Source organism: Pseudomonas sp. H26/SER47-MNA-CIBAN-0231 (assembly GCF_040310465.1).
Taxonomy (GTDB): Bacteria; Pseudomonadota; Gammaproteobacteria; order Pseudomonadales; family Pseudomonadaceae; genus Aquipseudomonas; species Aquipseudomonas atacamensis.
Window position 1 is genome coordinate 604,308 of the sequence record NZ_JBEOPW010000001.1, and the last position, 13,082, is coordinate 617,389.

The window sequence follows — 13,082 nt, forward strand, 5'->3', positions numbered from 1 at the left end:
CACGGTCGTATCAGCAGCTATTGACCGAACAAAGGCTTCCCATGAGCGTAGATGCGCAAGATGTAGTACTCGTCGTCGAAGACGAACCGGTTATCTTGATGGTCCTGACGGATTACCTGTCAGGGCAGGGCTATCGCGTGTTGCAAGCGGAAAATGGCGAGCAGGCTTTCGAGATCCTCGCCAGCAAACCTCACCTGGACATGCTGATTACCGATTTCCGCCTGCCGGGCGGGATCTCGGGCGTGCAGATCGCCGAGCCGGCAGTGAAGCTGCGACCGGACCTGAAAGTGATTTTCATCAGCGGCTACCCGCAGGAAATCCGTGAAACCGGCAGCCCGATCACCAGCAAGGCACCGATCCTGGAGAAACCGTTCGATCTGGATGTGTTGCAGGAAAAGATTCAGGAATTGCTGGCCTGATCTCATGCAGGAGCTGCCGAGCCTTCGGCAGCCCCTATAGATTCAGCTATTGATCATCTCGCGCACCTTGGCGGTGAGCAGATCAAAGGTGAAGGGCTTGGTAATCATCTGCATTCCCGAGTCGAGGAAGCCACCGCGCACCGCCGCGTGCTCGGCATAACCGGTGATGAACAACACTTTCAGACCTGGCCGATACTGCCGACCAACCTCCGCCAGTTGACGACCGTTCATACCCGGTAGGCCAACATCGCTGATCAGCAGGTCGATGCGTTGCGTCGAGTTTAGAATCGGCATGGCGCCGTCGGCATCACCGGCCTCCACGAACGCATAACCCAACTCACTGAGCACGGCGCTGACCAACACGCGCACTGCCGGATCGTCTTCGACGATGAGTACGGTTTCGCCATCCATCGCATACGGAGCCTGCTGCGAATCCGAGACGGGAATTTCCACTTCTTCACCACGGAAACGCGGCAGGTAGAGTTTTACCGTGGTGCCTTGATCGACTTCACTGTCGATCGACACATGCCCGCGCGACTGCTTGCTGAAGCCATAGATCATCGACAGTCCGAGGCCGGTGCCCTGGCCGATCGGCTTGGTCGTAAAGAACGGATCGAACGCGCGGCTGACCACACTCTGCGGCATGCCGCTACCGTTGTCAGTCACGCTGAGCATCACGTAATCGCCCGGCTCCAGATTGCTGTAAGCGGCAGTGAAGTCGCGATGCAGCACCTGATTGCTGGTTTCCACCACCAGTTTGCCACCCTCGGGCATCGCATCGCGGGCGTTGATCACCAGGTTGAGCAGGGCGCTCTCGAGTTGATTGGGATCGGCCTCGGCAACCCAGAGGTTGTCGTCCAGGCGCATTTCCAGATGAATGCTTTCGTTCAGGCTGCGTTGCAGCAGCTCGCCCATCGACAGCACCAGCGTGTTCATCTGCACGGCTTTCGGGTCGAGCGATTGCCGGCGGGAGAACGCCAACAAGCGGTGAGTCAGGCCGGCGGCGCGGTTAGCGGAGGTCACGCCTAGATCGATCAGACTGTCGAGGTCTTCGGTGCGGCCCCGGGCCAGCCGTCGGCGCAGCAGTTCCAGGCTACCGATGATGCCGGTGAGCATATTGTTGAAGTCGTGAGCAATGCCGCCAGTAAGTTGGCCGACCGCTTCCATTTTCTGCGACTGGCGCAGCGCTTCTTCGTTGTGGCGAAGTTGTGCGGTGCGCTCTTCAACCTGTTGTTCGAGGGTTTCCAGAGTTGATTGCAGGCGTCGTTCGCTTTCACTCAGGTCGATCAGCCGATCCCGCGCTTCATATTGTCGTCGCCGCCCGCGCAGGGCGGCGGAGACCAGACTGACCAGCGTCGCGGGATGGAAGGGGCGCTCGAGAAAAGTCACGTTGCCGAGCAGGGTGCTGAGACGCGACGGCGGACCTTGTTCATCGCCGCCATGATGAGTCAGCAGCACGATGGGCATGTCCGACCACGCGGGTTGCTGGTCAAGGTAGGCTATAAGCCCTTCCAGTTCCGGTCCGCGCAGCGCTTCAGCAGCAATCAGCAGCAACCCGGCGCCGACCTCCAGTTCCGTGCACAGAGCGGCGAGATTCGGCGCCACCATGCCGCCGTAACCGGCTTCGTTGAGAATCATCAACGCGATCTGGCTGTCACGACCCATGGGCGCCAGCACCAGCACCCGCTCGGCCAACGGCGTGTTGACCGTCACAAGCTTTCATCCTCAAGCAATGGATTGCTCGCTCCCATGTAGGTCGGCACGCCACGCAGCACGCCCTGGAAGGATTCCAGCGGTTGGCCGATGGTCATGCCACGCGAGGAGATCCGGTATTCACGGATGGTCGACTCGTGGTTGCCGGTACGTTTCTTGATAATCGAGATCGCCCGGCGGACTTTGCCAAGGGCTTCGAAGTAGCGCAACAGAATCACCGTGTCGGCCAGGTAAGTGATGTCGACCGGCGCCTGCATATCGCCCACCAGACCGTGCTGGGCGACCGTCATGAAAGTCGCCGCGCCTTTGCGGTTAAGGTACAGCAGCAGCTCGTGCATGTGCAGCACCAGCGCGTTTTCTTCCGGCATCGCCGCTTGATAGCCGTTAATGCTGTCGATCACCACGGTTTTGATACCCAGCTCATCGACGCAACGGCGCACGCGATGGGACAACTCACCGGGAGACAATTCGGCGGCGTCTACTTGTTCGATCAGCAGATTACCGGTGGCCTGCAAGGCTTTGAGGTCGATGCCCAGATGACGCATGCGTTCGAACAGCAGGCCCAGCTCTTCATCGAAAATGAACAGCGCGGCTTTTTCGCCTCGGGCCACCGCTGCGGCGGCAAAGATCATCGAAATCATCGATTTGCCGGTACCGGCCGGGCCGAGAATCAGCGTGCTTGAGCCGGTCTCGATGCCGCCGCCGAGCAGGGCGTCCATTTGCGGGATGCCGCTGGACAGCTGCAAACGTGGGTAGTCGCCGCGATGTTCCGCCGCTACCAGGCGTGGGAAAACATGGACGCCGTCGCCCATGATGGTGAAATCATGGAAACCGCCACGGTATTTCTGCCCGCGATATTTGACCACTCGTACCCGACGACGCTCGGCGCCGTAGCTTGGCGTCAGCTCTTCAAGGCGAATCACGCCGTGGGCGACACTGTGCACGGTCTTGTCGAGGGATTCGGTGGTCAGGTCATCGAGCAGCAGGACGGTGGCGTCGTAGCGCACAAAGTAGTGCTTGATCGCCAGAATCTGCCGACGATAGCGCAACGAGCTCTGCGCCAGCAGGCGGATCTCCGAAAGGCTGTCGAGCACTACACGGGTCGGTTTGAAGCGTTCGACCACTTCGAAAATCTGCCTGGTCGCCTCGCCCAGTTCAAGGTCCGAGGAATACAGCAGGCTTTGCTGGTGTTCGGCATTGAGTAGGCTTTCCGGCGGTGTCAGCTCGAAGATTTTGATGTTTTCGTTCAGCTCCCAGCCGTGGGAGAGCGCACCTTGACGCAGTTCTTTCTCGGTTTCCGAGAGAGTGATGTACAAGCAACGTTCCCCGGCCAGCGCACCGGCGCGGAGGAAATGCAAAGCCACGGTGGTTTTGCCGGTTCCGGGTTCCCCCTCGAGCAAAAACACATGGCCGCGAGACAGGCCACCGGCAAGGATGTCATCCAGACCTACGATGCCGACGGCGGCCTTTGCACTGATCAACTCGTTTGATGTAGTCAAAAAACGCCCTCTTATGACTAGGGTAATTCGGCGGCTGGCTTAAGTGAGCCGCCTGAATAACTTGACCTCAGGGCATGTTCACGGTTCCGCTTTTTCTTTCGACAGGTGGTTGATTGCACCCGCTTTACCTTGATTAAAGACCCTGTTGCAGGGCCGGGTCGTCCGGATTCAGCTGCTCCAGTTGCGCCAGCAGAATCTGCACATTCTGCAATTGGCCGCTTTCCTTCCAATAGTTGATCAACAACACCCGCGCCTTGCGGTCGGCGGGGTGGCGCTGAACGATTTCCTGCAGTTGTTTCTGCGCCGCTTCCAGTTCTTCCGCGCTGTGCAGAGTGGTGGCGAGGTCGTAGCGATAATCCTTGTTGTCCGGCTCCAGCTCGACCGCCTTGGACAGGCCGAGCAGGGCATATTCGCGCTGGCCATGGTGCAGCAGCCACAGGCCGAGAGCATGTTGCAAATAGGCGGAATCAGGCTGCGCCTTGAGTTGGCGGGCGAGCAACTGGCGAGCGGCATCGCTCTGGCCTTGGCGGTCAAGCACATCGATCTGCATGACCAGCGCCGCCAGGTTACCGGGTTCCAGACGCAGGGTATTGTCCAAAGCCTGTTGGGCCTGCTTGTATTCGGCGTTGTGAATATAGAGATGGGCCAGTTGCGCATAGTTGGCGGCGCTTTCCGGCTGGCTTTCCAAGGTCTGTTGCCAGCCGTCGATGGCCTGCTGTAGCGGTGCGAAATACAGGCCGAGCTCGTCCGGGGCCAGGCCGAGCAGGGCATTGATCGCGGCGAAACGGACAGCTTGTTCTTCATCATCGAGCAACGGTCCTAGCAGCAGACTGCGCTGCCCGCCGGGCACCAGACCGACGATGCTTTTGATCGCTGCGACGCGCACTTGCGGCGCTTCGTGATGCAAGTCGATGTCCGCCAGCTTCAACGCCTGCGGACTGGGGTAATTGGGCAGTTCGCCATGCAGCCAGACCCGGCGCTTGACCGAGATGTCCGGGCGGCCCAATTGCTGGTACAACTGGCGCGCCGCTCCGGGCTCACCGGTGCGCGCGGCGTTCAGCGCTTCGCTGTAGCCATGTTTGATAGCATCGGGGATGGTCGGAGTGCTGCTGCGCCAGGACAGCCAGACGACGCCGAGGATCAGTACGAGGCCTAAGCCGATCAGCAGGTTGCGGCGGGACTGAGTCATGCGGGTTTCCGAAAGCTTCGAACTTGAGCAGAGCGGCAAGCTTCGTTCAGCTTGGCGCGTGAGTCAAACCGTTGCCAGCGAATCGTCCTACAACACGTGTCGACTGTGAAATCCGTCAGGCTTTTGCTGCAATGTCTACGCTTGCAGAAGTCGTTTTAAAGAGAGTGCCCATGTCTGCGCTGTACACCTATTTCAAGGCTTTGATCCATCCCGGTCAGGCTGTTCTGCTGTTTGCCCTGCGGACCATCGCCGCCGGGCTGTTGACGCTTTATCTGGCGTTCATTTTTGATCTCGAACAGCCGAAGTGGTCGATCATGGCCGTGGTGATCGTCAGCCAGCCACTGGCAGGGATGGCACTGGCGCGCAGTTTCGGCCAGGTGATCGGCACCACCGTGGGCGCGGCGGTGGCGGTGCTGATCATGGCGATTTTCCCTCAGGCGCCGCTGCCGTTCATCACGACATTGGCGTTGTGGCTGGCGCTGTGCACGGCGGGCGGCACCTTGTTGCGTTACACCAGCTCCCAGGCGTTCGTGCTCAGTGGTTACACCGCTGTGGTCGTAGCTTTACTGGCGATTCCGGATCAGGACGGCACCTTTCTGCTAGCGGTTACCCGTGTCACCGAAACTTTGTTGGCGGTGGCCTGTGTCTGCGTGGTCAGTTTGCTCACGGCACGGCCTGAGGCCGTCACCAAGGGCTATTTCGCCAAAATCGATCAGGTCATAAAACTGGCCGCCAGCCACGCCGCCGAAGTGCTTCGCACGGAAGAAAGCGAAGCCGATTTCCAGCGTCGGCAGATGCAACTGCTCGGTGAGATCAGCGCACTGGAAGGTTTGCGACGTCATTTGTATTTCGATGCCCCACGTTTGCGCAGTGCCGACAACCTGGTATTGCTGCTCGGCAACCAACTGATGCTGCTGACCTCGCGACTGACCGCGCTGCGTCATCAGCGTGAATTGCTCATCGAACGCTGGGAGGGCGATCTGCCGCTGGAGGTCCAGCAGTTGCGTGCCGAGGAACTGGCGTTGCTTGAGCAACTGGCGCAACAGGGCCGCGCGCTGTCTGGCGCCGATCGGCAGCGTTTCGTCACCTTGCAGCAACAGTTCGAAGCGTTGGCGTACAAGGCCGAGCAGCAGACCGAGAACATGAGCGCGACCCTGCGTTCATTGGCTTGGGCGCTGCGTTGGGAGCAGGCGCGCCTGTTGCAGCAACTTGAGCAGATCCTCGAACTGAGCGACGCGATTCAGGAAGGGCGCCCGGCCAGTTGTCTCTATCGCGGCCAGAGCAGTCCGTTGCATCTGGATTTCACCCTGGCCTCGATGAATGCGATCCGCGCCTTTACCGCGCTGTTGGTCAGCGGGTTGATCTGGATCGAAACGGCCTGGGATGGCGCGCGCGGCGGGATGATTCTGGTGGGGATTCTCTGCTCGCTGATGGCGACTTTTCCGCGTCCGCTGATGGCTGCGCAAAGCTACGCCCGTGGCTTGGGTCTGGCACTGGTGGTGTCGGCGTTCTATCAATTCATGCTGGTGCCGGCGATCAGTGATTTCGAGCTGCTGGCCTTGCTGCTGGCGCCGCTGCTATATGCCATTGCCGTGGGAATTTCCAGTCCGGCCACCGCCGGTATCGGCATGGGCCTTGGCCTCTCCAGTTTCCTCATGCTCGGACCGCAAAATACCGGCACTGGGCAGAATACGGCGATTCAATGGTTCGAATTCGCCGGCGCCTACGTCAGCGCAGCGATGCTGGCCCTGATCGTTTATGCGCTGATCTTCCCGTTCCGCCCGGGCTTGCGCATCCGCCGCCTGTACGGCGAAGCGCGGGAGCAGGTGTACCAACTGAGCAAAATGCCTGCGACCGATGAACAACAATTCGCTTTCGAGAGTCGGATGACCGATCGCCTGACCAGCATGCTCGGCCTGCTGCCAGCGGCGAACGATCGTGCCATGCAGCGCTTGTATGAAATCAGCCTGGCATGCGTGGCCTTGGGCGTGGCCATGCATCAGCTGCGGCAGCAGGCACAGAACAACGCGCTACTTACCGATGCGTTCGGCCAACGCCTGGCGTCGGCGTTGCGCAAGACCGGTCGTTTGGTTGCCGGTCGCGACGATGTCCAGCTTGCGGCGCCGCTGGCCACGTTGCACCAACTCGGAGATGAGCTGGACGAGCTGCACGCCACCAGTCATGAACATCTATGGTCGGTGTTTCGCATGCGTGTGGCGCTGCTGATTGTGGTGTCATTCCTCGAGCGGCACGGCGATTATTTGCAACCTCAAGGCCTGGAAGGAGAACCGCAACTTGCCCATTGATTTCGAAATTGGCGGGGTTTATGTGCCGCCGATTGCCCAGGCACTGTTACTGGCGATTCCGATTTTCATGTTGCTGGACTGGTGTCTGCGGCGCCTCGGCGTGCTGCGCCTGGTGTGGCATGAAGCACTGTTCGAAGGCGCGCTGTACGCCTGTGTCTGCGCCACGCTGATTCTGTTGATGGGAGCCTGATGTCTTGAAAGCACTAGTTGCACGAATGATGACCGTGGCAGTGGTGATCCTGGCGATCGTCCTCGGCTGGTTCGCCTGGGAGTATTACACCCGCGCGCCGTGGACACGGGATGCTCGGGTGAGGGCGGATGTGGTGACGCTGTCGGCGGATGTTTCGGGGCGAATCGTCAAACTGGCAGTGCAGGACAACCAGCATGTCGACAAGGGCCAATTGTTGCTGGAGATCGATCCGGCGCGCTATCAACTGGCGGTCGAGCATGCCCGTCGTTCAGTGGAAGTGTCCAAGGCGTCGCTGGGGCAATCGCAGGCGGCAATCGTCGCCAGTGAAGCGTTGCTCAAACAACGTCAAAGCGAGGAGCGCCGCCGCCGCACGCTGAAGCAGGGCTTCGCGATTTCCGGTGAAGAATGGGAGAAGGCCAGTACCGACGTAGCGGTTGCCCAGGCAGATCTGCTGCGCAATCAGGCCAACCTCGGGCTGGCCGAAGCCAATGTGCAACTGGCAATTGCCGCGCTGACCCAAGCCGAACTGGACTTGCAGCGCACCCGCGTTGAATCGCCAGTGAGCGGTTACGTGACCAACCTGCTGACCCGCCAAGGTGATTACGCACAGGCGGGCGGGGCACTGTTGGCGCTGGTCGACAGCGATTCGTTCTATGTCAGTGGTTACTTCGAGGAAACCAAGCTGCCGCGAATCGAGGAGGGTGATCGGGTACGCATTCAATTGATGAGCGGTGAGCGTTTCGGCGGTACGGTAGAAAGCATCGCCTTCGCTATCGCCGACCGCGAAAACGCGCCGGGCAGTCGTCTGCTGGCGAACATCAACCCGAGTTACACCTGGGTGAAACTGGCGCAACGGGTGCCGGTGCGTATCGGCATCGATGGCGACTTTGCCGGCAAGCATCGCCTGCGCGCCGGTACAACCGCCACCGTCACCGTCCTGGAGGATCACCGCTGATCCCCTGTGGGAGCGAGCCTGCTCGCGAAGGCGGATTATCAGCCACCGCTGATATGTCTGACCTGACGCTTTCGCGAGCAGGCTCGCTCCCACAAAAAATCCCAGTGCTGCAAACAGGCATAAAAAAACCCCGCGACCGAATGATACGCGGGGCAAAAAATTTGGTTGGTTGCGGCCAACCAAAGGAGCTCTTTAACAATCTTTACTTGCTGGCAACTGTCTCCGGTTGCCAGCCACCGCCGAGGGCCTTGTAGATTGCGACGATGCCGCGATACAGCTCGACTTCGGCCTGTGCCTGACTGTCTTCGGCGTTCAGGCGCTCACGCTGGGCGTCGAGCAGGACGAGGAAATCGGTGGTGCCTTCGCGATAACGGATTTCTGCCAGATCGGCGGCCTTGCGACTCGATTCGCTCTGACGGATCAGCGAGATCAGACGTTGCTGACGCTTGCCGTAATCGCTGAAAGCGTTTTCCGATTCTTCCAGCGCCAACAGCACCTGTTGCTCGTAGTTGGCCAGTGCGCCTTCGGCGTCAGCATCGGCGCCGCGCAAGCGGGCGCGGACGCTACCCAAGTCAAACGCCGCCCAGGTGATGCTCGGGCCGAGCGCCCAAGCGTTGGCCGCCGAAGAACCGATCTGCGAGCCACGTCCGGCGGTCCAGCCGAGGAAGCCGCTGAGGCTGACGCGGGGGAACAGATCGGCTTTGGCCACGCCGATACGCGCGGTGGCCGAAGCCAGTTGCCGCTCGGCGCTGAGGATGTCCGGACGACGTTGCAGCAGTTCACCCGGATCACCGATCGGCAGCGCCTTGGCGATGGCCGGCAGATCTTTCGGGCTGAGGTCGACGGTCAGCTTGTCCGGGCGTTCGCCGAGCAGGGTGGCGATACGGTTTTTCTGCCGAACCTGTTCCGCCTGCAACTGCGGCACGGTGGCTTCGACGTTGGCCAGACGCGCATCGGCGCGCTCGACATCAAGCTGATCACCGACACCGGCGTCACGCAGGCTGATGGTGATCTTGCGCGACTCCTGCTGGTTGTTCAGGTTGGCCACGGCGATTTTTTCCCGCAGTTGGGCACCGCGCAGTTGACCGTAAGCGTCGACCAGTTCGGCAATCATGGTGACTTGCAACTGATACAGATCGGCTTCGGCGGCCTGCTGGTCGGCATCACTGGCTTCCAGATTGCGCTGGATGCGGCCGAACAGATCGAGCTCCCAGGCCATGTCCAGACCGAGGTCATAACGTTCGCTATTGACGCGGTCGGTGGTCTGGCCGGGAATCTGGCCCTTGCCCAGGTCGCTGCTGGCGCGGCTGGTGATGGTCGGCATCGCGTCGTTGCTGGCGTCGTCGCGGATCGCCCGAGCGGCTTTCCAGCGGGCGAACGCCACGCGCAGTTCACGGTTGCCTTGCAGCGACTGGCTCACCAACTGGTTCAGGGTCGGATCATCGAATTGCTGCCACCAGATGCCTTCGAATTTCGAGCGGTCGAAGTTCTTTTGTCCGGCGGCGCCGTCGGTGGCGGTCGTGATGTTGGCCGCCTCCGTGGCCGGGGTCTTGTAGTCGGGGCCGACGGCGCAGGCGCTGAGGGCCAGCACCAGCAGACTCGGCAGGAAGACTTTCAGACTCATTGTTGCGCCTCCAATTGCAGGGCTTTGGCTGCTTTGCGCTGCTCGCCGCGTTCGACAAAGTTACGGATCAGTACGTAGAACACTGGCGTCAGTAGCAGACCGAAGAAGGTCACCCCGAGCATCCCGGAGAACACCGCCACACCCATGGCGTGACGCATCTCGGCACCGGCACCGCTGGAGAACACCAGTGGCACCACACCCATGATGAACGCGAACGAGGTCATCAGGATCGGCCGCAGACGCAGGCGGCAGGCTTCCAGTACCGCAGCGAGCGGATCGAGGCCTTCTTCCTGTTTATCCTTGGCGAACTCGACGATGAGAATCGCGTTTTTACAGGCAAGTCCTACCAGTACGATCAAGCCGATCTGGGTGAAGATGTTGTTGTCACCGCCGGAGATGATCACACCCGTAATGGCCGACAGCAGGGTCATCGGTACGATCAGGATCACCGCCAGTGGCAGGCTCCAGCTTTCGTATTGTGCGGCGAGCACCAGGAACGCCAGCAGCACGCAGAGCGGGAACACGAACAGCGCGGTGTTGCCGGACAGAATCTGCTGGTAGGTCAGGTCGGTCCACTCGTAGGTCATGCCGTTCGGAAGTTCTTCCTTGAGCAGTTTCTCGATGGCTTTTTCCGCCTGGCCGGAGCTGTAGCCCGGGGCTGCGGCACCGTTGATTTCAGCGGTGATGAAGCCGTTGTAGTGCATCACGCGATCCGGTCCCGAGGTGTCGCTGACCTTGATGAAGGTCGCCAGCGGGATCATTTCGCCTTTGTTGTTGCGTACTTTCAGCTGACCAATCTGATCGGATTCAAGGCGGAACTGCTGTTCGGCCTGAACGTTGACCTGATAGGTGCGCCCGAAGCGGTTGAAGTCGTTGGCATACAGCGAACCCAGATAGATCTGCAGGGTGTCGAAGATGTCGCTGACGGCCACGCCATGGGTCTTGGCTTTTTCACGGTCGATAGCGGCATCGACCTGCGGCACGTTCACCGTGTAGCTGGTGAACAGGCCGGCCAGTTCCGGCACGTTGTGGCTTTTGTTGATGATGTTCATGGTTTCTTTGTACAGCTCGTCGTAGCCGAGGTTGCCCCGGTCTTCGATCTGCAGGCGGAAACCGCCAATGGTGCCCAGGCCTTGTACCGGCGGTGGCGGGAAGATCGCCATGTACGCTTCCTGAATGTTCGCGTACTGGCCGTTCAAGGCGCCGGCAATCGCACCGGCGGACATGCTCGGGTCTTTACGCTCGTCGAACGGTTTCAGCGTCACGAAGACGATGCCGGCGTTCGGGCTGTTGGTGAAGCCGTTGATCGACAGGCCCGGGAACGCTACGGCGCTTTCCACGCCCGGCTGTTTCAGCGCGAGGTCGGACATGCGCTTGATCACGTCTTCGGTGCGATCCAGGCTCGCGGCATCCGGCAATTGCGCGAAGGCCACCAGGTATTGCTTGTCCTGACCGGGTACGAAACCGGTCGGCGTGCTGGAGAAACCGAAGAAGGTCAGCACCATCAGGCCTGCATACACGAGCAGGGCGATGCCGCTGCTACGGATGACCCGGCGCACGGTGCCGACGTAGCCATGACTGGCACGGTCGAAGAAACGGTTGAACGGACGGAACAGCCAGCCGCCGAAGATCTTGTCGAGCACTTTCGAGAAGCGGTCTTTCGGCGCGTCGTGGCTTTTCAGCAACACAGCGGCCAATGCTGGCGACAGGGTCAGCGAGTTGAACGCCGAGATCACTGTAGAGATCGCGATGGTCAGTGCGAACTGTTTGTAGAACTGCCCGGTGAGGCCGGAAATGAATGCCGCCGGGATGAACACGGCACACAGCACCAGTGCCGTGGCCACGATCGGCCCGGTCACTTCACGCATGGCGCGCTTGGTCGCTTCGACCGGCGTCAGTCCGAGTTCGATGTTCCGTTCGACGTTCTCCACCACGACAATGGCGTCGTCCACCACGATACCGATGGCCAATACCAGGCCGAACAGCGACAGGGCGTTGAGCGAGAAGCCGAACAGGTGCATGACCGCAAACGTACCGATCAACGATACCGGCACCGCCACCAACGGAATGATCGAGGCGCGCCAGGTCTGCAGGAACAGAATCACCACCAGCACCACGAGGATCAGCGCTTCGAACAGGGTGTGCACCACCGCTTCGATCGAGCCACGGACGAAGATCGTCGGGTCATACACGATGCTGTAGTCCATGCCCTGCGGGAAGCCTTTCTTCAGCTCTTCCATCTTGCCGCGCACTTCGTTGGAAATGTCGATGGCGTTGGAACCGGGACGCTGGAAGATCGGGATCGCCACCGCCGGCTGATTGTTCAGCAGCGAGCGCAAGGCGTATTGGCTGGAGCCCAGTTCAATGCGCGCGATGTCCTTCAGGCGAGTGATCTCACCGTCGTCGCCTGCACGAATGACGATGTTCTCGAACTCTTCCTCGGAAACCAGACGGCCTTGAGTGTTGACCGACAGCTGGAAGCTTTGCGCGGTCGGGGCAGGGGGCGCGCCCAGTTGGCCGGCGGCGACCTGACGGTTCTGCTCGCGAATCGCGGTCACCACATCGGTCGCGGTCAGATTGCGCGAAGCGGTCTTGTTCGGATCAAGCCAGACGCGCAGCGAGTAGTCGCCCATACCGAACAACTGCACGTCACCGACACCACCCAGGCGAGCGAGCTCATCCTTGATGTTGAGGATCGCGTAGTTGGACAGGTAGAGCATGTCGTAGCGCTTGTCCGGTGAGGTCAAGTGCACAACCATGGTCAGGTCGGGCGAAGCCTTGTCGACGGTGATACCGATGCGCGTCACTTCCTCAGGAAGCTTTGGCTCGGTCCGGGTCACCCGGTTCTGCACCTGCACCTGCGCGTTGTCCAGGTCAGTGCCCAGGGCGAAGGTGATGGTCAGGGTGATCTTGCCGTCAGCGGTCGATTGCGAGGACATGTACAGCATGTTCTCGACGCCGGTGATCGCCTGCTCCAGCGGAGCGGCCACGGTTTCACCGATGACTTTGGGGTTGGCGCCCGGGAAGTTGGCGCGCACGACCACGGTCGGCGGCACGACTTCCGGGTATTCGCTGATCGGCAACTGGAACAGCGAGATCGCGCCGGCGATCAGGATCAACAGCGACAGCACCGCTGCGAAGATCGGCCGGGAAATGAAGAATTGGGAAAAATTCATCGGAGTTGTCG

The 13,082-nt window shown here is 60.5% G+C and carries 9 protein-coding genes; 4 read left to right on the forward strand and 5 right to left on the reverse strand.

The annotated features are described in order from the left end of the window. The first annotated feature begins 41 nt into the window (after positions 1–41). Positions 42–419, forward strand: a complete 378-nt coding sequence (locus AAEZ10_RS02690; protein ID WP_016774860.1) for a response regulator — start codon at positions 42–44, stop codon at positions 417–419. A gap of 42 nt (positions 420–461) precedes the next feature. Here AAEZ10_RS02690 and AAEZ10_RS02695 read toward each other — a convergent pair whose 3' ends face one another. From AAEZ10_RS02695 to AAEZ10_RS02705, 3 genes are all read right to left on the reverse strand, one after another. Further along, the gene (locus AAEZ10_RS02695) at positions 462–2,132 is read right to left on the reverse strand and encodes an ATP-binding protein (protein WP_110645384.1); all 1,671 of its coding nucleotides are present in this window, start codon (positions 2,130–2,132) and stop codon (positions 462–464) included. After that, positions 2,129–3,631, reverse strand: a complete 1,503-nt coding sequence (locus AAEZ10_RS02700) for an ATPase domain-containing protein (protein ID WP_024013082.1) — start codon at positions 3,629–3,631, stop codon at positions 2,129–2,131. The genes AAEZ10_RS02695 and AAEZ10_RS02700 overlap by 4 nt, the downstream gene beginning before the upstream one ends. Before the next feature lie 133 nt (positions 3,632–3,764). Then, the gene (locus AAEZ10_RS02705; RefSeq protein ID WP_350567482.1) at positions 3,765–4,820 is read right to left on the reverse strand and encodes a tetratricopeptide repeat protein; all 1,056 of its coding nucleotides are present in this window, start codon (positions 4,818–4,820) and stop codon (positions 3,765–3,767) included. 170 nt (positions 4,821–4,990) lie between these two features. Between AAEZ10_RS02705 and AAEZ10_RS02710 the strand changes: the two genes are divergently transcribed. The 3 genes from AAEZ10_RS02710 to AAEZ10_RS02720 are packed head-to-tail and all read left to right on the forward strand — an operon-like array spanning position 4,991 to position 8,271. Beyond that, positions 4,991–7,126 (forward strand): FUSC family protein, encoded by a 2,136-nt coding sequence (locus AAEZ10_RS02710; RefSeq protein ID WP_350567484.1) that lies wholly within the window; start codon positions 4,991–4,993, stop codon positions 7,124–7,126. Continuing rightward, positions 7,116–7,316 (forward strand): DUF1656 domain-containing protein, encoded by a 201-nt coding sequence (locus tag AAEZ10_RS02715; RefSeq protein WP_243241042.1) that lies wholly within the window; start codon positions 7,116–7,118, stop codon positions 7,314–7,316. Before AAEZ10_RS02710 ends, AAEZ10_RS02715 begins: the two co-directional genes overlap by 11 nt. A gap of 25 nt (positions 7,317–7,341) precedes the next feature. Next, on the forward strand, positions 7,342–8,271 hold the full coding sequence (locus tag AAEZ10_RS02720; RefSeq protein ID WP_374190759.1) for an HlyD family secretion protein: 930 nt from the start codon (positions 7,342–7,344) through the stop codon (positions 8,269–8,271). A 202-nt stretch (positions 8,272–8,473) separates the two neighbouring features. On the opposite strand, the gene AAEZ10_RS02725 is transcribed toward AAEZ10_RS02720, so the two are convergent. Further along, complete coding sequence (locus AAEZ10_RS02725) at positions 8,474–9,895, reverse strand: efflux transporter outer membrane subunit (protein ID WP_039761555.1); 1,422 nt, start codon at positions 9,893–9,895, stop codon at positions 8,474–8,476. Further along, entirely contained in the window at positions 9,892–13,071 is a 3,180-nt protein-coding gene (locus AAEZ10_RS02730; RefSeq protein ID WP_110645380.1) for an efflux RND transporter permease subunit, read from the reverse strand. Before AAEZ10_RS02730 ends, AAEZ10_RS02725 begins: the two co-directional genes overlap by 4 nt. Between the last annotated feature and the right edge of the window lie 11 nt (positions 13,072–13,082).

Bases quoted from the DNA above. Each gene is read 5' to 3' on its own strand.
- AAEZ10_RS02690 (WP_016774860.1), top strand. From the start codon at position 42: ATGAGCGTAGATGCGCAAGATGTAGTACTCGTCGTCGAAGACGAACCG.
- AAEZ10_RS02705 (WP_350567482.1), bottom strand. From the start codon at position 4,820: ATGACTCAGTCCCGCCGCAACCTGCTGATCGGCTTAGGCCTCGTACTG.
- AAEZ10_RS02710 (WP_350567484.1), top strand. From the start codon at position 4,991: ATGTCTGCGCTGTACACCTATTTCAAGGCTTTGATCCATCCCGGTCAG.
- AAEZ10_RS02720 (WP_374190759.1), top strand. From the start codon at position 7,342: ATGATGACCGTGGCAGTGGTGATCCTGGCGATCGTCCTCGGCTGGTTC.
- AAEZ10_RS02725 (WP_039761555.1), bottom strand. From the start codon at position 9,895: ATGAGTCTGAAAGTCTTCCTGCCGAGTCTGCTGGTGCTGGCCCTCAGC.
- AAEZ10_RS02730 (WP_110645380.1), bottom strand. From the start codon at position 13,071: ATGAATTTTTCCCAATTCTTCATTTCCCGGCCGATCTTCGCAGCGGTG.